Source organism: Pseudoxanthomonas sp. 68-E7, assembly GCF_057773145.1.
This window is the reverse complement of sequence record NZ_JBYMTI010000001.1, coordinates 600,829-622,073: the sequence shown is the minus strand read 5'-3', so window position 1 is coordinate 622,073 and position 21,245 is coordinate 600,829. Positions and strand designations below refer to the sequence as shown.

11 protein-coding genes are annotated in these 21,245 nt (G+C 66.7%); 8 read left to right on the top strand and 3 right to left on the bottom strand.

What is annotated here, in order from left to right; genetic code table 11:
* The first annotated feature begins 1,142 nt into the window (after positions 1–1,142).
* On the top strand, positions 1,143–2,171 hold the full coding sequence (locus AC3DE2_RS02900; protein ID WP_488425002.1) for a fimbrial protein: 1,029 nt from the start codon (positions 1,143–1,145) through the stop codon (positions 2,169–2,171).
* 631 nt (positions 2,172–2,802) lie between these two features.
* Here AC3DE2_RS02900 and AC3DE2_RS02895 read toward each other — a convergent pair.
* Positions 2,803–3,912 carry a fimbrial protein gene (locus tag AC3DE2_RS02895; protein WP_488425001.1) on the bottom strand — a complete coding sequence of 370 codons (1,110 nt, stop codon included), beginning with the start codon at positions 3,910–3,912 and terminating at the stop codon, positions 2,803–2,805.
* Positions 3,909–4,730, bottom strand: a complete 822-nt coding sequence (locus tag AC3DE2_RS02890) for a fimbrial biogenesis chaperone (RefSeq protein WP_488425000.1) — start codon at positions 4,728–4,730, stop codon at positions 3,909–3,911. Before AC3DE2_RS02890 ends, AC3DE2_RS02895 begins: the two co-directional genes overlap by 4 nt.
* 381 nt (positions 4,731–5,111) lie before the next feature.
* On the opposite strand from AC3DE2_RS02890, the gene AC3DE2_RS02885 reads away from it, so the two are divergent.
* From AC3DE2_RS02885 to AC3DE2_RS02870, 4 genes are all read left to right on the top strand, one after another.
* Complete coding sequence (locus tag AC3DE2_RS02885; protein ID WP_488424999.1) at positions 5,112–5,681, top strand: fimbrial protein; 570 nt, start codon at positions 5,112–5,114, stop codon at positions 5,679–5,681.
* 78 nt (positions 5,682–5,759) lie between these two features.
* Positions 5,760–6,476, top strand: a complete 717-nt coding sequence (locus AC3DE2_RS02880; RefSeq protein ID WP_488424998.1) for a fimbrial biogenesis chaperone — start codon at positions 5,760–5,762, stop codon at positions 6,474–6,476.
* Between the two features lie 103 nt (positions 6,477–6,579).
* Complete coding sequence (locus tag AC3DE2_RS02875) at positions 6,580–9,153, top strand: fimbria/pilus outer membrane usher protein (protein WP_295376358.1); 2,574 nt, start codon at positions 6,580–6,582, stop codon at positions 9,151–9,153.
* A gap of 20 nt (positions 9,154–9,173) precedes the next feature.
* Complete coding sequence (locus AC3DE2_RS02870) at positions 9,174–10,163, top strand: fimbrial protein (RefSeq protein WP_488424997.1); 990 nt, start codon at positions 9,174–9,176, stop codon at positions 10,161–10,163.
* Positions 10,164–10,537: 374 nt separating this feature from the next.
* On the opposite strand, the gene AC3DE2_RS02865 is transcribed toward AC3DE2_RS02870, so the two are convergent.
* Positions 10,538–13,792, bottom strand: coding sequence for an ATP-binding protein (locus AC3DE2_RS02865; RefSeq protein WP_488424996.1), 3,255 nt, complete (start codon positions 13,790–13,792; stop codon positions 10,538–10,540).
* A gap of 412 nt (positions 13,793–14,204) precedes the next feature.
* Between AC3DE2_RS02865 and AC3DE2_RS02860 the strand changes: the two genes are divergently transcribed.
* From AC3DE2_RS02860 to AC3DE2_RS02850, 3 genes are all read left to right on the top strand, one after another.
* On the top strand, positions 14,205–14,990 hold the full coding sequence (locus tag AC3DE2_RS02860) for an SDR family NAD(P)-dependent oxidoreductase (protein ID WP_488424995.1): 786 nt from the start codon (positions 14,205–14,207) through the stop codon (positions 14,988–14,990).
* A 261-nt stretch (positions 14,991–15,251) separates the two neighbouring features.
* Positions 15,252–19,427 carry an autotransporter outer membrane beta-barrel domain-containing protein gene (locus tag AC3DE2_RS02855; protein ID WP_488424994.1) on the top strand — a complete coding sequence of 1,392 codons (4,176 nt, stop codon included), beginning with the start codon at positions 15,252–15,254 and terminating at the stop codon, positions 19,425–19,427.
* A 146-nt stretch (positions 19,428–19,573) separates the two neighbouring features.
* Positions 19,574–21,220: a DKNYY domain-containing protein gene (locus AC3DE2_RS02850; RefSeq protein WP_488424993.1), complete on the top strand. Its 1,647-nt coding sequence runs from the start codon at positions 19,574–19,576 to the stop codon at positions 21,218–21,220.
* The last annotated feature ends 25 nt before the right edge of the window (positions 21,221–21,245 follow it).

Here is a 21,245-nt window from a genome sequence, read left to right as displayed (position 1 = left end):
GCAAAGAGTTGGGCCCCTCCCTCTTGCGAAGGAGGCCGGTGTGGCGCCGCCATCCGAAGCGCGTGATTTGTCGGCAACAAGACAAACGGCGAATGTCATTCATGCATGCATCCCGGTTGCCCCCATCCGCCCTTCGGGCACCTTCCCCCGCAAGCGGGGGAAGGATCGGCGTTCCAATGCGGCAACGAGAGTAAAGAGTTGGGCCCCTCCCCCCTCGCGAAGGAGGCCGGGTGGGGCCGCCATCCGGAGCGCGTGATTTGTCGGCAACAAGACAAACGGCGAACGTCATTCATGCATGCATCCCGCTTGCCCCCATCCGCCCTTCGGGCACCTTCCCCCGCAAGCGGGGGAAGGGTCCGAGCCGCAGGCGGCAAGGGAAGTACGGAATGGGCCCCTCCCCCGCATGCGGGGGAGGCTGGGTGGGGGCCGTGTCCGGCGCACGCAACCCAACCAAGCCGGCCTTGCCTGAAGGAGCCACTCGCCATCGCACACCCGCGCCCATGCCGGCGCCCCGGATGGGAGCGCCATCCCGGCGGCGAATCGTCGCGGTGATTTCCCCCTTCACGGCGACGATTCACGACCGGCGGCAGCTGCCACCATCCATCTGATCGTGGTTGGGCGCATGGCCCGGCGGCCGGCGAACATGGCCGTCATCACCTGTCCTTGCCATCGAGCGCAATGGGCACCGCGCGCTCATCGATTGTGTCAGGACAGTCCTCTCGCGATCGGGCCCGGGCATTCCGTCGGTCGGCGGTCCCCACCGCCTCCCGTCGTCCTGGCCGGCGCAAGGCTTGCGCCTCGTGTTCGGCTCGCCCCGACGCGAGGCGCGTATGTTCGTGGTTCGAACGCTGGCTGTCCTTAGGAACTCTCCGAAAAACCGGGGTTCCGCCTTTCCGCATGACGGGACATGCGCCCCCCGGCCACGCTGAATCCCACGTGCCGCCGGCCCGCCATTTAGGACGATTCCGATGCCGGTACGGAAGACGCGGACGGAGAATCGTCTCACTTCCAAAGCGCACGTCCGGAACACACGCACACCGGGAACCGGGAGCGACGAGCGCCCCCTCCGTCCTCCCGACGGCTCCGGAAGTCCCGCGGGACGGGGCCGCGTCCCATCCGCTCCCCGCTTCAACGAGGTCCCTGTGAAAGCACATCGCTCGCCATCCTCACGCGCGTGGCTCCTGCCTGTCCTGCTGGGAATCGCTGGACTGCCGACCGCCGCCAAAGCGGCCTGCTCGCCCTGGAGCAACAATGGAGACAACCTGGCCCAGACCATCACCGCGCCTGCCGGTACGGTCACGCTGGCCCATGTCCCCATGGGCGAGGTGATGGCCAAGGTGCAGATCCGCCTCGCGGGCGGCATGGGAAATTTCCACTGCACCGCCGATTCCGTCTACAGCATGGCGGTCGCGAACATGTCCCTGCCGCCATCCTCCCAATCCAATGTCTACCAGACTTCCGTGGAGGGCGTGGGCGTGCGCATCGGCTACCACAGCGCCTACCTGGGCGGCTGGCCGACCATTCGCTATCCCCCGTTTGAAAGCAGCGAATACATCTATGGCACTCTGGTCAGCACCCCCTATTACGCCGATGTCGAGTTCATCCGCACCGGCATGGCGGTGGGCAAAGGCCGCGTCACCTTCAGCTACCGCGCCGACCTGCGCTTTCCCACCGCCGTGGAGACGGTGGTCCCGATCAGCGGCACCAACCTGCAATTCAATCTCACCCAGAACAGCTACTACGGCGCCTGTGTCTCGAACCTGCCCGCCCAGGAAGTCCGCATGGGCGAGGTGATGACATCACGTATCCAGTCTGGCGACGCGGCAGCCAAGGGGTTCTCGTTCACCGTCGATTGCGACGGCATGAACGTGGCTTCCGCCCCGACGGTGAAGGTCTACTTCGAAGGCGATGCCGCCAAGGACGGATGGCTGAATCTGCAGGACGCGGGAAAACCCGGCATCGCGGCGGGCGTGGGCATCGAGCTGCTCAGCGACAAGCATGTCGCCCTGCCGTTCGCGCGCGAGCGCGCCATTCCGATGGACTGGAAAAGCAAGCTGCCCAATGGCCATCGCTACGGCTTCTCCGGCACCGCGCGCTACGTGCCCAGCGGTGGCCCGGTCACGCCCGGCCAGGCCGATGCGCAGTTGGTGTATGTGCTGGAATACAACTGAGCCTTCGAATCACCTCAGCTTCCGGAAACGCCACCGCTCCTTCTCTGTAAAAAGGGACCGAGGGGATCTGCTCTTTCCGACACCCTGCGCAAATCCCCCGTCATCCGCTGCGCGGATGCCCGCCCCCTTTTCCAAAGGGGGCTCCGATTCGCTCCATCCCATCAGTACTCCGCTCCTCTTCCTCCCCCTTTGCAAAAGGGGGACCGAGGGGGATTGGCGCTTTTCCCGATATCCCGCGCAAATCCCCCGTCATCCGCTGCGCGGATGCCCGCCCCCTTTTCCAAAGGGGGCTCCGATTCGCTCCATCCCAGCAGTACTCCGCTCCTCTTCCTTCCCCCTTTGCAAAAGGGGGACCGAGGGGGATTGGCGCTTTCCGACACTCCGCGCAAATCCCCCGTCATCCGCTGCGCGGATGCCTGCCCCCTTTTTCAAAGGGGGCTCCGATTCGCTCCATCCCAGCAGTACTCCGCTCCTCTTCCTCCCCCTTTGCAAAAGGGGGACCGAGGGGATTTGCGCTTTTCCCGACACTCCGCGCAAATCCCCCGTCACCCGCTGCGCGGATGCCTGCCCCCTTTTCCAAAGGGGGCTCTGCTCTTTGAAGAGGTCATCCGGAACGCGCTCACGCAGGGGCTCAGAAGTAATACACCTCGAACAACGCCGCCGCATTGAATGCCCCGAGGGTCGGGGTGGAGGTGCGCCAGTACAGTCTGGCCAGGAAATCCTGGGTGCTCACGCGCTGCTCGGTCAGATCCACCAGGCGGAAACGCTTGTTGAATTCCAGCGGCGTGGCGCTGCCCTCCTTGAACAGGCGGATGCCGACCGACGGGTTGTCGCTGGGCACCAGGGTGACCCTGTCGGGATCCAGCGTGCCGCTGACCACGGCCAACTGCGCATTCAATCCATAGCGGCTGTCGCAATCCTTGGTCGCGGTGACGGTGAATGGTTTCTCCTTGATTTCCGCGCCATTTACCGCGCCACGAGGAAAAACGGGGCCGAAATCGACGCTCATGTTCCCCAGCCGGGATTCACAGGCCACATAGCGCAGATTGCTCAGGTTGGTGATGTTGACCCTGAAGTTGAGGCCGGGCGTCCCGTTCAAGCCACTCTTGCCAACCAGCTGGAACAGGGGCAGGGAGCTGATCTGGGTCATCGGGCCATCCTTGCCTTCCGTGGGCGGGCTTTTCTTCAGCAGGAACACACTGAAGTTGAGCGTCCGGGTCTGCGCTTTGCCCGGACAACCCGTTACAAACGGCTCATTCGTGTTGCAGGCTTGTGCAAAAGGAGTGAAATCGAACAGCGTCTTGGGCAGCTCCACACGGCAGTGCCCGTGGGCGGTATGCATGGTCTGGCAAGAATAGTCCTGCGTGCCGGCGCCGGTGTTCAGGCGAACGCCCATTTCCAGATCGGGATCCAGTTGGGCCTGCGCGCCGTCACCGGGACTCAGGTAGAAAAAAACCGTTTCCCCACCCTGCGGTGAGTCCTGCCAACACGTCACGCTCATGACGAACTCGGGGGACCGCCACAGGACCGTCCCTTTCGGCAACGCGGTCGCCACGGCAATCGGCTCGCTGATCGGCTCGTCCTGGACGGGCGTCCCGTCCCAACCAGTGATGTACTCCCTGCCGCCAATGATGCCCTTGCGGGCGGTTGCATCCTTCAGGCAGGCCAGCGCAAACGCTTTGGGCGTCAGCGCCATCAGTAGCACCAGCATCATCAGCCGGGGAATTGCATGCATCGTCATTGCTCCTTCGTGGGGCGTAGTTCGGGACGGCCGTGGCTGCGCACGCCGGAGGACAGGAAAGCCGCGTAGGGCCAACGATGGCCGCCATCGCTGACCACCCGGTAATACACCTGGGCGGGACGGCAGTCCGCGACCGCCAACGGCCGGGAAGAAAAGGGCGGCAGCATCAGATGGTCGATGACCTGGCCGCAGGGGCGACCACCGGCGTCCACCACCGTCACCTCGCTTAGCGTCAGGTAATAAGGCGAAGGATTGTGGGCGGTGACCCGCATGTCTTCATCCGCCGGAAATCCCCACGCCAGATCGGCGATGGCGTCGTCCAGCGTCGAAGACAGCACTGGGCGATAGAACAACTTGAAATGATGGTGGTAGGCCAGTTGCAGGGTGTTTTCCGCGCGGGCGACGGGCGGCACATCCAGCACGCTGAGCACGAAATAGCTCTCGCGATCCTGTGGCAGCCCTCTTCCTTGATAGAACAGTTCGGTAGTGGCCCGGCCGCCTGGCACGATGCGGAGCAGCGGCTTTGACACGACAACGGGAAGATCCCGGCTACTGTCCTTGTCCCCCCAGGCCAGCGACGCCTGCACCAGCGCGGGCGCATCGCCTTCGTTGACAATCGCCACCACCTTGCGCGTACCGGTCAGGAAGAACCGGTTGTTTCCCTCGAAGGAGAGCTCGGCCCGCGCGTCGTGGGTCATCAGCATCAGGCAAAGCGCGCCGATGCCCTCCACCCGAAGCGGAGCATTCCTGCGACAAGGCCCTTCCGTGTTGGCTGTTCTGGTGAGTGCATGTGGCGTGTCGGTGATATCCGGATTCATATGCAGCGGTGACCGACCTGATTCGCGGCGACACTCGCGGCAACGTTCGTTTCCGCCGGCTCGCCATGGAAACGGCGATGGCATGCCCTCCCATCGAGCGAACCCGCGCGCGGGAAATCAGGTTTGCGCTGGCAACGGCCCAAGGCGCAACAGGCGCGTGTGGGCGCCCAAGGACCCTATGAGCCGTTCCCGGCTGGCGCCATAGGAAGTTTCCTAATCCGAAGACGCCGACAGAATTCCTGACATCTGCTCGCGTACTGCCCCCGAAAGGCCCGCCAATGCGGGCCTTTCGAATACTTTCGGACGATTCCTATTCGGTGAACAGGACTCCCAACTCACACTTGCGGCTCCTTTCCACCAACCAACAAAAGGAACCGCAACATGTCCAAATCCCTCAAGGGACTTCTGGTGCTGGCGCTCGCCGGCGCGGCCGCCAACTCGGCGATGGCCGCCGATGGTCAGATCAACTTCACCGGCAAGGTCATCGCCTCCGCCTGCACCTCCACCGGCGAAGCCACCAAGCCGGCCATCGCGGTCGACATGGGCACCGTCACCGCCGACAGCATCAGCAACGAGCCGGGCAGCGCCAGCTTCACCGCGATCAAGAACATCGGCCTGACGCTGGAATGCGGCGACGTCGGCGCCGACGCCAAGAAACTGCGCATGTACTTCCGTCCGGCTGAAGGCAGCGGTCTGGGCGCCAACGGCGTGCTGAATGTCACCGGCGGCGCCACCAACGTGGCCATCGCCCTGCTGGACAACAACAACCAGAAGATTGATCTGAGCAACGCCGGCTACTACGTCTCCGCGGACCTGACCAAGATCGACGGTTCGTCGCCGGAGAAGCACTCCACCAATCTGAGCCTGGGCGCCGCGTACGTGAAGACCGGCGGCGCGATCACCGAGGGTGAAGCCAACGCCACCCTGCCGTTCGTCCTGGAATACCACTAAGTCCGGGAGGGAGGAGAGGGCATTCCCTCTCCTTCCCTTTGCTTCCGTTTCATCCCCTTTTCTCAACGACGCATCGCCATGAACATGTCCTTCCAAGCAGCCCGCGCCGGCTTGGCCGGCAGCCTGCTGCTGCTGTCGTCGCTGGCCAACGCCGGCATCACCGTCGCCGGCACCCGTCTCATCATGGACGCCCCCGCGCAGGAAGCCGCCATCGCGGTGGGCAACCCCGACGCGCAGGACGTGATGATCCAGTCCTGGCTCGAATCCGGCGACGGCGCCACCGCCTCCGCCGATCTGCCCTTTGCGCTCACGCCCTCGCTGGGCCGGCTGGCCGCGGGCAAGCAGCAGATGTTGCGCATCTTCTACCAGGGCCAGGGCCTGCCGACCGATCGCGAGTCGGTGTTCTGGCTCTCGGTGCAGGAAATCCCGCCCAAGACCAAGGAAGAGAACACCCTGCAGTTGGCCGTGCGCCAGCGCCTGAAGGTGTTCTATCGCCCGTCCGGCCTGCCGGGTACACCGGACGCCGCCGCCCAGCAGATCCAGTGGCGACTGGTCGACCGCGCCGGCAAACCCGCGCTGGAAGCCCGCAACGCCTCGGCCTATCACGTGTCGTTTGTCAGCGCGACGCTGGACGGGGGCCGCTACAAGGGCGACACCCGCATGGTGGCGCCGGGCGCCACCGAAGTGTTCGCGCTGGATGGCGCCGCGGGCCGCCCCACCGGCGCCAAGGTCGACTACGAGGTCGTCAACGACTACGGCGGCATCGTCGCACTGAGCGGCGCGCTGGGCCGCTGATACGCAACACCGCATCGGACGCCGGGCTCCGTGAATCCCCGGCACTTCCCACCAACCGATTTCCATTGATGCCTTGGCCGCGGCCAGGCCAGGAGGCCCCACCATGCCCCGCTCGCGCAGAAAGACCAAACTGAGCCTGGCGCTGCGCTCCGGCGCCTCGTGCCTGGGCCTGCTGGGCCTGTATGCGCCGGTGGCCCTGGCCGGCGGCGGCGCCGGCGCCGACATGGGCGGCGGGCTGGGCGGCGAAATGGAATTCAACATGCACTTCCTCCAGCGCAGCGGAGGCGGTGGCGCGGATCTGCGGTATTTCGAGCAGGGCAACGCGCTGGCGCCCGGCAGCTACCGGGTGGACGTGTACCTCAACCTGGCGCTCAAGCAGCGCCGGGAAATCCTGTTCTCCGCAAACGCCCAGGGGCATGTGCTGCCGGTGATTCCGGTGGGGCTGTTGCAGGATCTGGGCGTGGACGTCGCGCGCCTGCGGCAGGAAGGCCTGATTGCGGCCGATGCCGACAATCAAACCGCCATCGACGTGGCCGCGATGCTGCCCGGCGCGCGGGCCGAGTTCGACCCCAACGAACTGGCGCTGATGATCAGCATTCCGCAGGCATACGTGCCGCGGCCTTCGCGCAGCGTAGTGGATCGTTCGCTGTGGGACACCGGCGTCAACGCGTTCCACATCAATTATCAGGCCAACATCAGCCGCAACACCCATCAGGGTCAGAGCAGCGACTACCGCTATGTGGCGCTGCGCAGCGGCCTGAACCTGGGCGGCTGGCGCCTGCGCAACGATGCCTCGTTCAGCGACAGCAACGGGCAACGCCGCTTCCGCAGCCAGCGCACCTATCTGGAACGCGACATCGCCGGCTGGAACAGCAAGCTGGCCGTGGGTGATCTGTACACGCCCGGCGACGTGTTCGACAGCCTGCGCTTCCGCGGCGTGCAGCTGTCCACCGACCAGGGCATGCTGCCGAGCGAATTGAACGGCTACGCGCCGATCGTGCGTGGCGTCGCCGAAACCAACGCGACGGTGGAGATCCGCCAGAACGGCTATCTGATCCATTCCGTCGCGGTGACGCCGGGCGCGTTCGAGATCCGCGACCTCTATCCCAACGGTTCCAACGGCGACCTGCAGATCAAGGTGCTGGAAGCGGACGGCCGGGTGCGCGAGTTCACCCAGGCCTACGCGGCGCTGCCGGTCATGGTCCGTCGCGGCAACCTGCGCTACAGCGCGACCGCCGGTGAATACCGCAACGGCACCGATCTGGAAACCCCGGGCTTCGCACAGGGCACGCTGGTCTACGGCGCCACCGACAACCTGACCACCTACGGCGGCGTGCAGCTGTCCGATGATTTCCACGCGGTCAACCTGGGCGTCGGCCTCAACTCGCGCCTGGGTGGCGTGTCGCTGGACGTCACCGGCAGTCGCTCGCGCCTGCCCAACGGGCATACCGATCAGGGCTACAGCGCGCGCTTCCTGTACGCCAAGACCCTGACCGGTACCCAGACCACCCTGACCATGGCGGGCTACCGTTACTCCACCGAGGGCTACCGCACCTTCGGCGAGCACGTGCAGCAGGTGGCCCGGCCGGACGACTGGGGCTTCCAGACCCAGAAGAGCCGACTGGATTTCAACGTCAACCAGATGCTGGGCTCGCGGGGCTCGCTGTACTTCAGCGCGGGCGATACCCGCTACTGGAACACGCCCGGACGCACCCGCAATGTCCAGTTCGGCTACAGCGGCCGCTGGGGCATCGCCAGCTACAACCTGGCGATGGCGCGTACCCGCGACGATTCCGCGCTCTCCTCGACCCGCCGCTCCGACACCCAGTTGACCGCTTCGCTGAGCGTGCCGCTGGGCGGCCGCGGGCTGAACCGGCGTACCCACAATCTGTACGCCAGCAGCGTGTCGTCCCAGCATGGCAGCAACAGCGTGCAGGCCGGCCTGTCGGGCTATCTGGACGACGGCAACGCGGTCAATTACTCGTTGCAGGCCGGCCATCAGGACGACGGCAGCACCACCGCCAGCGCCAACGTCAGCTGGGATGCGCCGCTGGCCCGCCTGAGCGGCGGCTACGCCTACGGCAATGACAGCCGTCGCGCGGATTTCAATGCCTCCGGCTCGCTGGTGGTGCATCGCGGCGGCGTGACCCTGGGCCAGCCGGTCGGCGAGACCTTCGGCCTGATCGAGGTGCCCAAGACCCGCGGCGTGGGCGTCTCCGGCTGGAACGGCGTGCGCACCAACCATCGCGGCTACGCGGTGGTGCCGTACCTGCAGCCCTATCGCCTCAACCATCTCAATCTGGACACCCACACCCTAGGCAGCAGCACCGAGGTGATCGACAGTTCTCTGCGACTGGTGCCGACCCGTGGCGCCATCGCCAAGGCACGCTACAACGTCGAAACCGGTCGACGCGTGCAGTTGCAACTGCAGCAGGACGATGGCAGCGCGTTGCCGTTCGGCGCGATGGTCTACGACCTCGACGACAAGGCGCTGGGCATGATTGACAACCAATCCCGCGCACTGGTGTTCGGCGTGGGTGACCGGGGTCGCCTGGACGTGCGCTGGAACGGTGGCGCCTGCACCATCGATTTCCAACTGCCGCCGGCCAACCCCGCGCTGACCTACGAGCGCGTGGAGCTGACCTGCCGCCCTTCCCCCGTCAAGCAACCACTCTGACCGCCATGGAGCACTTCAATATGACGATGAAACATGGCTGGATTGCCGTTCTTTTTGTAAGTCTTCTGGCCGCCTCGAATACGGCATTTGCCACATGTCAATGGAATGGCACAGCTCCGCAGAGCTCGTACAACGTCCCCAGGCTGCCTTCCACACTGGATATCGCCAAGGCCGACATTGGCCAGGTCCTGGTACGGCGGCCCCTGTTCATATCGATGAACAGTATTAGCTGGCTCTGCAGCGCAGGGGAGCCCTTCAGCTTCAAGGCAAACGTCGATGGCCTCGTATCCAATGGTGCGGGTATCTACGCGACCAATGTGGAAGGAATCGGTGTGCGCATTGGCAGCAGCAGCGATAACTCATACCCCGACTTCCTTGCCGACTTCGAAGGGCGGGTGGGGGCGCCAATCATTTGGCCACTGAATAACTACATCTGGATCGAGTTCATTCGCACTGGCACGGCCGTTGGCTCGGGGGCGGTGACGCTGTCCTTCACCGCGGAGTGGAAATATGGAGGACTTGCTCCGGTGACGTATCGGTACTCATCCTCGACCACGACGCTGGTGAACAGGATCTATTTCGAGAGCTGCGCATCGGCAGCCAGGAGCATCGACGTACCTCTGGGCAAGGCCACCACCTCCCTCATCCGCCAGAACGCAATACCCAAGAAGAACTTCTCTTTCGAAGTGAGCTGCAAGAGTCCGGAGTTCACGCAGAAGCCGGCAGTCAAGATCTACTTCGAGGGTAAAACGCAGAACGGTCTGCTTGCGCTCACCGGCGCTGGCGATCCGGGCACGGCAACGGGTGTGGGCATCGAACTGACCGACGACCAAGGCATCAACAAGCTGCCCTTTGCCAAGAACAGCGCCATCAACCTGTCCTGGTTGCGCCGCGACCCCGATGCCGAGGTTTACCGCTTCTCGGGGCACGCGCGCTATGTCCCCAGTGGCGGTGAGGTCAAAGCCGGCGCAGGCGATGCCACGCTCACCTATGTACTTGAGTACAACTAGCCCCTGCGGGGCCGGCGACTTTCGATGGGCAGTCGCCTCTGGCCAATCCGGCGCCGACCTATGAGCGCGTGAATCTGATCTGTCGTCCCGCGGTCGCACCCTGACCCACTTTTGGGGGGATTGACCCGCCATCTGGCGTTGAAAATCGATTGCTTTCCATACCAGAAGCAAATTCCCCGTCCTCCGGTCCGTGGAGGAACTGCCCTCTTGTTTCAAAGGAGGGCATTTTTTGTGCTTCGATCCAATGGATGTCGAAGTCCCTCTCTCCCGCCCAGGGAAGGAACGAGGAAAGGTCTACGCCTTGTATCAAAGCACGCCCCGTCTTCCACCGCGCGGACGCTACTTTCCAGCAAGCGCGTCCGCACGCAGCAGCATCACGGGGCCATCAACGCCGTTTCCAGTGACCGCAGGGCGGCCTCCACATCGCCATCCACGCGCTCATCCAGACCATCGCCGCGGATGCGTTCTTCCAGTTGTTCAAAACGGGCAATCAGGTCAGCCATCCGCATCATCGCCATCGCCCCGCGCATCCGGTGCAGGGTGGCGAGCAGATCGTCGGCTCGCCGCATGGCCAGCGCGTCGCGAGCCCGGGCGATATCACTGCCCATGGCATCGTTGAACAGTCCGGCGAACTGGGGCGGCAGGTCCGTTTCATCGCGGTCGGGCAGCGGCCGCAGCACCGGCATCGTCTTGCCGGCGTCTTTGCCCGCGCCACCGCGCAGGTGCCGGGACAGCGTGCGCAGTCCAATCGGCTTGACGAGCCAGGCATTCATGCCTGCTTCCCGGCACTTGGCCTCCTCCTCGCGCATGGCATTGGCGGTCACGCCGACGATGCGCACCCCGGCATCCTCCGCGCGGATGGCGCGCGCCAGCCCGTAGCCATCGAGGCGCGGCATGTTGACGTCGGTCAGGACCACGTCGAACGGTCCCTGTTCGCGCCAGCGCACCAGCGCTTCCGCCCCGTCGGTCGCCGACGTGACCGTGCAACCCAGCAAGTGCAGCTGATGCGCCAGGGTCGCCCGGTTGATCGGATTGTCCTCGGCAATCAGCACCTTCATCCGCAACGGTTCGGGCAGGCTGCCGACGGCCTGCGCGTCGACGGCGACGGGCTCGCCGCGCAGGTGGGCGGCGATGACGTTGGCAATGCTGTCCAGGCGGTTTGCGTCCGCGGTCCCGGCCGACAGGGGCATCGCCAGCGCGCTGGCCGCCACCATGTGGCGGCCTTTCCAGCAGGGCGGCGGAGTGGCATCGGCCAGCATGACGTCCACCAGTACGTCGTCGGGCGTGGACGCCAGCGGCGACGGATCGGCCAGGCGCGCGTCCGCGCCCCAGCGGCGCAACCAGCGGCACGTGTTTTCCGCCAGTTCCGGATGCGCGGCGCGCACCTGGAGGCGGATGCCGGAAAGGTCGGGAGCCGCCTGCGCATCGCCTTCGGGTTCCCGCTCCAGCGCCAGTTCCAGCGAGAAGCAACTGCCGGCACCGGGCGCGCTGTCCAGTTCGATCCTTCCTCCCATCAGCTTCGCCAGCTGCATGCAGATGGACAGGCCCAGGCCGGCCCCCCGGAACTCGTGTTCGCCCGCATCAATCTGGTAGAACGGCTCGAACAGGCGCGCGCGATGTTCGGCGTCGATGCCCGCGCCGGTGTCGGCCACCTCGATGCCGATGCGCGCCTTGCCTTCCCGTTCGCCCCGCGATTGCAGGCGCACGATCACGTGGCCGGACCCGGTGAACTTGATGGCGTTGCTGATCAGGTTGTTGAGGATCTGGCTGATCCGCCCAGGATCCCCGCGCAGCGCGGCCGGAATGTCCGGATCGATGCTGGCGAACAACAGGAGCTGCTTCTGCCAGGCCATCGCGGCGTACGCGGATACCGCATCCTCCACCAGCTGGCGAGGACTGAACGCCTCCGATTCCAGCACCATCTGGCCGGTTTCGATGCGGGTGGTGTCGAGGATGTCGCTGATCAGCTGGAGCAGGATGGCCGAGGAACTCTTGATCGTCGCCAGGTAGCGTCGTTGCTCTTCGCCCAGCGGGGTGAGTTCGAGCAGTTCCAGCGTTCCCAACACGCCGTAGAGCGGCGTGCGGATTTCATGGCTCATGGTGGCCAGGAAGGTGGATTTGGCGGCGCTGGCGCGATCGGCATCGCGCCGGGAGCGTTCGAGCGTGCGCTCGATCTCCGCGCGGGCGCTGATGTCGGTGAACGCGCACAGGATCACGTCCTGTTTCCGATAGCGGGTGGGCGCATAGGCGACCTGCAGCACCGCGCCGTCGCGTGAGCTGAATCCGTCGAGGGTACCGGCCCCGACCCGCCCGGCAAGCTGCTCGCGCAGGCGCTCCAGCGTGGGGCTGGTGGCCGCCTCGCCGTCCTCCGCCAGGTCCAGCCACTGGCGCGCCAGCGGGTTGCCGAACAGCAACCGGCCCGAATCACGGCGCAGCACGCCCAGCGCCACCGGCGTGGTCGCGATGATGGTGCGATTGAACGCCTCGCTGTCCATCAGATCACGCTGGTCACGCTCGGCCGGCGCCACCACCCGCCGTTCGTACCAGTACCCGTACCCGACCGCCGCCGCCAGTCCCAGCAACAACAGCACGACCGCCGCCACGCCCAGGCCCGCACTGTCACTGAACAGCCGCGCGTAGCCGATGCGGTAGTACGCATCCCATTGACCATTGCGGCTTTTGAAATGGAACACGAGCCCATCCGCGGTGTACGCGCGCACCGGTCGATCCGAGCCCGACTCGGGCTCGGCGATGCTGGGCGCACTGTCGCCGCCCACCAGCAGATACCGATCGCGATGGGTCAACCAGATGTCGTCATAGGACGGCTTGCCGGTCGCGGCTTCATAAATCGCCGTGCGTTCGAACCTGAGCAGCGTGGCGACGTGGATTTCGGCGGGTCGGCCGGCGGCGCCATGCCAGGTCTGCGCCGGGATTGGCGCGCGGACGACCCCGATCATCATGTCCGGCAGGTCCGCGCTTTGCAGCCAGAGAATGTCCCGTCCCGCCGGCCCCGCATACCGCCGGCCGACCCCGGTCTGTTCGACCAGGGCCTGGCGGATGCGCGCATCGACGGCCAGGAATCGCGCTTCGGTCATCGGCGCGGACGCTTCGCCCGCGCCGATGCCGGGGGCGGCGATGCTCAGGTAACTCTCGAGATCCAGCAGGAACGCATCGCCGGACGGCACGGACGACGTGGACCAGAAGGATGTGAAGGCGTCCGACAGGTACTGGCCCGCGCCCCAGGTATCGTCGTCGCGGTCCGGACAATCCCGCGCGGCGCAGATCAACGAGAACGGCAGGTGCACGCCCTGCGCCTGTCCCCGGAACATGCGCCACCCCGGACGGCTGGGCAGCGGCTGTTGCTGCAGGAACGCCGCGTCGCCGAAACGGAGCGCGGCCAGGCGCGCGTTCTCGTCCTGCAACCGCCACAGGAAGCGTTCGTGCTGGCCAATGGTTCGCGACATCAGCGAAAAATGGACGGTCAGCTTCTCCTGCTGTTCGGCCACGATCCGCTGGACGCCCCAGTACAGGCCGCCCACCAGCAGGATCAGCAGGGGCACCATGCCGAACAGGGCCAGCCGGAGCCAGCGGATGGAGCGGGTGACGCGGCCGAAGGGGGTGTTTTTCATCCAGTTGCCGTGGCTGCCGTTGGGACGGATGTCCCGGGTCCGCTTCAGGAATGTGCTCCAAGACACGCGGATTCTACCCGCACGTCCGCGCCCATGATGGCGCACCGGTGGGCGTCGAACGCGTCGGTGGATGCGCCCGGTCGCGGCATCGACGGCATGCGCGCCGGTGTTTGTCCGCGCGGTTGCCCGGCGTCCGGATCTCGATTCACACGCAGGAGCGCCCGGTCACGGCGATGGCGTCGCCACGTCAAAGTCCCCTTGTTCCGATGCTGACCATGGCCTTGCCCGACGATGCGGGCCGCCGCGCTTTAGGAGTATTCCGAGGGAAATCGGGATTGGTCTCTTCATCATGGTGAACCCGCGACGGCCGCGTGGCATGTCGCGTCGTATTCCCGAAAACAGGAGTTCCCCCATGAGTACGCAAGATCTCGCCCCTTCGCTCGGCGCCCCGGGCGCCGCCGTGATCATCACCGGCGGCGCCTCCGGCATCGGCCTGGCGTCGGCGCAAGCCTTGGCCGCGGTGGGCCGCCCGGTCGCGCTGTGGGACATCAACGGCGCCAAGGCCGCCGAGCAGGCCGCCGCCATCCGCGATGCCCATGGCGTCAAGGCCGCCGGCGTCGCCATCGACCTGACCGGACTGGATGCGTACGCCGACGCCATCGCCGCCAGCCGTGAAGCGCTGGGACCGCTCGGCGGCCTGGTGCATTCGGCCGGCGTCGTCGATCAGGGTTCGCTGGAAGGCATCACCGAAGAGAGCTGGGCGGCCGGCATCAACACCCACCTGCGTCCGCTCGCCCTGTTGACGCAGAAGCTGCATGCCGACTTCGCCGCCAACCCCGGTTCGGCCATCGTCGCCATCACCTCCATCAACGCCACGCTCGGCAACGCGGTCAATCCGATCTACACCGCGGCCAAGGGCGGCATGCTGTCGCTGGTGCGTTCGCTGGCCGACCGGCTGGCGCGCGACGGCATCCGCATCAATTCGGTCTCGCCGGGCCAAATCATGACGCCGATGGTGAGGGCGGCGGTGGATCACCTCCCGCCGGGCTTTTTTGAAAAGCGCATCCTGCTGGAACGCCTCGGCCTTCCGGAGGAAATCGGCCGGGTGGTCCGTTTCCTGCTCTCGCGGGAAGCCAGCTACGTCACCGCCGCCGAGTTCGTGGTCGACGGCGGCAACATTTCCTCGCAGCGCGGCTGACGCGTCGCGACGCCGGAACCCGCCGTGGCCGGGTTCCGGCGCGCAGGCGCAGCGCGGCTTGCCGTCTCGTGAACGGATGCGCGCGCGCCTCGCGGATCCCCATGTTTAGGAACATTCCGATTCTTCCGCTGTGCCAGCGGTACGAACATGCGGCGGCACGATCTCACATCCGTCGCCATGTTCCCGCTCCTGTCCGGGACGATTCCTGAGCACGCTTGCCCGTCCGGCATCCAGGAGGCATGGCCCCGTCTGGAATCCGACATGAAACTTCGCCTCTCCCCCATCTCGGCCGCCATCCTGGCCGTCCTTTTCCCGGGTCTGCTGCCCGCCACCGAACATGATGCGATCGAACTGATCTCGCCCGACGGTGAAACCCTGGTCCTGCAACCGGGCGATCGGGTCATTCATCCGGGCGCCGGCATCGCCGTCAACGTCAAGGGTCCGAACAACGCGCTGTCCGGCGCCGGTGTCTCCATCGTCGCCGGCACGGCGGGCGATCCCCAGCCCTCGCGTGCGGTCAACGTCGAGGAAGGCGGCTCGGTGGTCCTGACCGATGGCAGCACGATCGACATCCAGGGCGACGAGGCGGTGGGGGTGCATGTCGGCAGCGGCGGCGACTTCCGGTTGCAGGACGGCAGCGTCACCACCCGCGGTCGGCGCGCCGATGGTTTGTCCGCCACCGGCGTGGGCAGCCGGATCACGATCCGCGGCGGGGCGATCAGCGCCGATGGAACGATGGCCTCGGGCGTGCGGGCCGAGCGGGGTGCGGAGATCGTGCTGGAAGGCACCCAGGTCACCAGCACCGCGCTGGCGTCCGAATCCGCGGCCGGATTGTTCATCGACTGGGAAGGCCGCGTTCTCGCCACCGATACGCGGATTGTCGCCGGCAACGGTAAGGGTGTCGTGGTCGAGGGCGGCCACCTGTCGTTCACCGGTGGATCCATCGAGGCCGCCCGCCAAGCCATCCGGTTCTCCGCGCCGTCCCATCCTTCCCACGTCGTCCCGCCGCCTTCCACCGCCGAGATCCGCGATGCGCGGATCCACTCCCGCAATGGCATCGCGATCGACGTCAACTCCGGGGTGAGCCGGGTATCCCTGGACAACGTCGCCATCAGCACCGACGGTCCCGCTTCGCCTGCCATCTGGATCACCGACGAGGCGGCTTCGGTCACCGCCCGCAACGGCACCCGCATCGCCAGCACGGGCAACTACGGGTCCGGCGTCGACATCCGGGCCGGCCGCTTCGAGATGGAGACCGGCTCCATCACCACCCACGGCAACAACGCACGCGGCCTGCTCATGGTCGAGATCTACGCCGGCAGCGGCGGCAGCGGCACCAGCACGCTGCGCGATGTCGCCATCGAGACCTTCGGCAGCAACTCGCATGGAGCATGGACCCGCAAAGCGGGGTTCGATGCGTTCCTGCATGGCGGGATGATCACCACCCATGGCGACAGCGCCCATGGCCTGGCGGCGTCCGGCGGCGGAACGATCACCAGCGACCTCACCCGGGTCCAGACCGAGGCCGACAACGCCTACGGCTTGTATGCCTTCAGCACCGGCCGGATCCAAGCCGATGGGCTGCAGGTGAACACCCGCGGCCAAGCCGCGCATGGCGTCATCGCGTCCAACGACGGCAGCCGGATTTCACTGCGGGGCGGCACCGTCACCACCGAAGGCGACGACGCCCGCGGCCTGAGCGCCATCAACGGGGGTCGAATCGAAGCCGATGACGTGCAGATCGTCGCCGGCGGTCATGCCGCACACGGCGCCTACCTGCGCGGTGACGGCAGCGAGTTGCTGCTGCGTGGCGTCGACCTCAGCGCACAAGGACTGGGGGGAGATGCACTCCGGATGGACGCCTGGGACGGCCCGGTCCATGCACGGGTGGTCGATTCCTCCATTCACTCCCTGCAGGGCAACGGCATCGCGCTTTATGACGGCGCGCGGCTGGAGGTCGAACGCTCACGCATCCGGAATGAGCATAACTATCGCTCCGGTGTGTTCATCCAGGGCGACGGCAACCGGATTTCCCTCCTCGATACGGTCATAGAATCCGATGGCATCCAGGGCATCGGCCTGTGGAACGCGGGTGCGGACAGCGAGGTCGTGATCACCGGCGGCGCCATCACCACGCGTGGCGACTTCGGCTATGGCGTCCTGACGCAAGTCTCCAGGCCAGGGGCGAGCGCCCGCGTTTCCCTGCGCGATGTCGCCATCGAGACCTTCGGAAACACCGCGTTCGGCATGCTCGCGACCGACAGCCAGGTGAGCGTGGAAGGGGGCAGCATCACCACCCATGGCGATGGCGCCGGCGGCATCATCGCCGAACGTCTGACCTCCCCCCTGTCGCTGGTCGGCACCACCATCGACACCTACGGTGGCTGCACCGGCTTCTATTGCGCCGATGCCTTGTTGTTCGCCGGCGAGGCCCTCCTGGATGGCGCCAGACTGTACGCGCACGGCACAGGCACCCGGGGCATCTGGAGCTACCGCACCGATGGCGGCGACAACCGCCTCAGCCTGACCGGCGGCGCCCGCGTGGAAACCGCCAACGGCACCGCCCTGCTGGTCACCGGCAGCGGCCTGACCGCGGATCTGAGCGATGCCACCGTGATTGGACGTTCCGCCAATGGCAATGGCCTGCTGCTCCGCGTCGAAGCCCTCGACAACAAGGTCATCGCGCCCTCGGTCATCGAAGCCGGACACGTCCAGCTCAATGCGCGGCGTAGCTGGCTGGAGGGCGACGTGTGGCTGGACAGCGGCAGCGCCGACCTCGATCTACGCGACCATTCCACCCTCACCGGCACCCTGTGGGACAACGCGGGCCGGCATGTCGGACGGTTGGCGCTGGACGACGGCAGCCGCTGGAACCTGCGCGGCCCCTCGACACTGGGACAGTTGCACACCACCGGCACGGTGTCCTTCACCGGGCCGGGCTTCACCACGCTGGACATCGTCGGCAATCTGGACGGCGCGGGACTGTTCGAGATGCGCACCGATCTCGCCGCAGGCCGGGGTGATCTGCTGCGCGTGGGCGGGACGGTCAGCGGCGACCATCGCGTGCTGGTCGCCAATAGTGGCGCCGAGCCGGACAGCGAAGGCGGATTCCTGGAAATCATCCGCACCGAAGGCGGCGACGGCACGTTCCAGCTCGCCAACATCGGCCAGGCCGTGGACGTGGGCACCTATCGCTACACCCTGCACACCAGCGACCGCGTGGGTGGCCGTAACAGCGACTGGAGCCTGATCAATACCGGTCGCCTCGATCCGCCGAAGCCACCGGAACCACCGGTCGAGCCCCCCGTGACGCCGCCGGAACCACCGGTCGAGCCGCCCGTGACGCCGCCGGAACCACCGGTCGAGCCGCCCGTGACGCCGCCGGAACCGCCGGTCGAGCCGCCCGTGACGCCGCCGGAACCGCCGGTCGAACCGCCCGTGACGCCACCGGAACCACCGGTCGAGCCGCCCGTGACGCCGCCGGAACCGCCGGTCATCCGGCCGCCGAATCCGGACAATCTGTCCACCACCGCCAATGCCGCCATCGACACCTCCGCGGCCAGCACCCTGCAGGCCATCTGGCATTCGGAAGCCGGCTCGCTGGTCAAGCGTGTTGGCGAGCGCCGCGCGCAGCCCGAACGCGGCGGCGCGTGGGTGCGCGGTTGGGCGGAAGACCAGCAACTGGACAACCGGGGCGGGCGCCCGTTCGACCAGACCGTGCGCGGCGTGCAGGCCGGCAGCGATCGGGCTTTCGCCGTCGACGGCGGACGCTGGCACCTGGGCGGCGTGGCCGGCTACAGCCAGACCGAACGCCGCTTCGGCGGTGAAGGCACCGGCCGCACCCGTAGCGTCCACCTGGGCGGCTACGCGACCTTCCTGGCCGACGACGGCTGGTACTTCGATGCGCTGGTGAAGAACAACCGCTTCGACAGCCGCTTCAATGTCGTCGCCACCGATGGCCGTTCCGTGCGCGGGCACACCCGCCAGAACGGCATCGGCCTGGCGATGGAAACCGGCCGTCAGTGGCGGTTCGGCGATGGCTGGTTCCTGGAACCGCAGGCGGGCATGACGCTGCTGCACATCAATGGCGACGCCTACCGCACCAGCAACGGAATGCGGGTGAAGGCCGACGGCGGCAACTCCCTGCAACTGCGCACCAGCGCCCTGCTGGGCAGGCACATTCCGCTGGCCGATGGCGGCTTTGTGCAGCCCTACTTGAAACTCGGCGAAGTGCGCGAGTTCGATGGCCGCGGCACGGTGCGCACCAACGGCATCGCGACCCGCACCGACCTGTCCGGGTCCCGCACCGAATACGGCCTGGGCGTGACCGGTTCGGTGAACGGCCGCCACCATCTGTACGCGGATGTCGAGCGTGCCGACGGCGAACGCATCGACAAACCCTGGTCGGTCAATGTGGGCTATCGGTTGAGCTGGTGAGCGAGCCGGAGCGTCGTCCGGTTTCGTGCGGCGGTTTCCGTCCCGCCGCGCGTACGCCGTCCGGATCACGGCTTCGCGCCGCGCAAACGTTTCGTCGGCGCGCGGCAACGCCGGAAACCACAACCGCCATTTGAAGGAAGCACCGAGTGTCCGAACCGCTGTTGCTCGTCGCCACCATCCGTATGTCGGCCGCTGCCTTCCGGCGCTGGCTGGCCGCGCCGGCACGCACGGCCTTCGACGACTGGCCGGCTCCCTTCGTGGATCTGCCCGTCGGCGCACCCGCCGCCACTGTCCGGGACGAACTGGTCCGACGCATCGTCGACGCGCTCACGTCGGGACACACGCAGTTGCTGTGCCAGCATGACGCAGCGTCCGGGGAACTGCGCTTCGCCGCCTGCTGCCTGCAGGGCGAGACGGCCGCCGCACGCACCGACATCCGCGATCTGCTGGCGCTATTGCGCACCACGGCCGACTTCCGCATCCGCCAGGGCGAGGACTGGGCGGTGGCGTTCGACCTCGGCGGCACGCCGCTGGCGGCGGTGAATCTCCGCAAGGGCCGCGCCGAACTCCGCGCGGACGCGCCGTCGATCTGGCCGGACTGGCTGACCGACTGGCTCGGCGATCTGGACAGACTGGGTCCGTCCGCGGATCCGCGCCGCTGGCTGGCGCCGTCGTTGCTGCGCCAGGTCAAGCAGATCATCAGCTTGGGTGCCCTGCATGCGACGCCCCAGCGTCCCTTCGCCTACGACCTGACCTTCGGCACCGATGGCGAACGCGTCCTCCAGCGGGGTCCGTTGGCCCCGGGTGCCTCCGCCGTCGTCACCGATGCGGATCCGCGTTCCTTCCGCCGCCTCACTGCCGGCACCGATGGCGAAGCCTTCTATGCGGACCGCAACACCGTCTGGTATCTCGACTTCCAGTTCCGCCTCCACCGCTTGCCGGAACAGGCGCCGCCGGCGCCGCGTGGATTCCGTTCCCACGAAGGCACGCCCGTGCTGCTCTGCGGTGACGCGCTGTGGCATCCGGTCAAGACGCGCTACGAGGACAACACGCCCGAAGGCCGTCGCCGGCTGTTGGAAGCGGTGATGCGACAGGGCGGACTGCCGATCTGCGAAGCGGTGTACCAGTTGTTCTGGTTGCGCCATATCGAAGTGGACGGCGCCAGCTTCCGCGCACTGGACGAGGGCCTGTTCGAGGATGCGCGTCATGTCTATCTCCAGAGCATGGAGAAGGGCGCGTGCGTACTCGAAAGCGAGCGGCCGGGGACGATGCAACGCATGGGTGGCGTGTGGTGCGGGCAGCACCACGCGGTCAATGGAGGGCAATGCCTGACGTTGTCGCATGGCCCGCTGCGGCATGCGGGCGGACGCTACTACGCCGATGCCGGCGGCGCGTACTACGCGGGCCACGGTTGGTCACGACTCGACGACGCGGTGGCGGATCTGACCGTCGCCCCCTTCAATCGCGCCCTGGCCTGGGATGGCGTCCATGCCTGGTACGAAGGCCAGCCGGTCGCCGGGGCCGATGGCGCGACCGTCGCACCGGTACCCGGCGCCCAGGCCGGCTTCCTGCATTGGTGGCAGGACGCCCGCCGCGTGTATTACGGCGGGAACGTACTGCCGGCTGCGGTGTCCGGACAGCTGAAGGTCTGCGCCGGATCCGCCTATGCCCGCCAGGGCCAGACGATTTATTACATGCAGGAACCGATGCCGCAGGCGGATGCGGACACGTTCGAAGTCGTGGAGTGGTACCTCGCCCGCGATGCCCGGCGCGAGTACGTCTACGGGCCTTGACGGCATGGGCGGCCGCCTTCGGAGC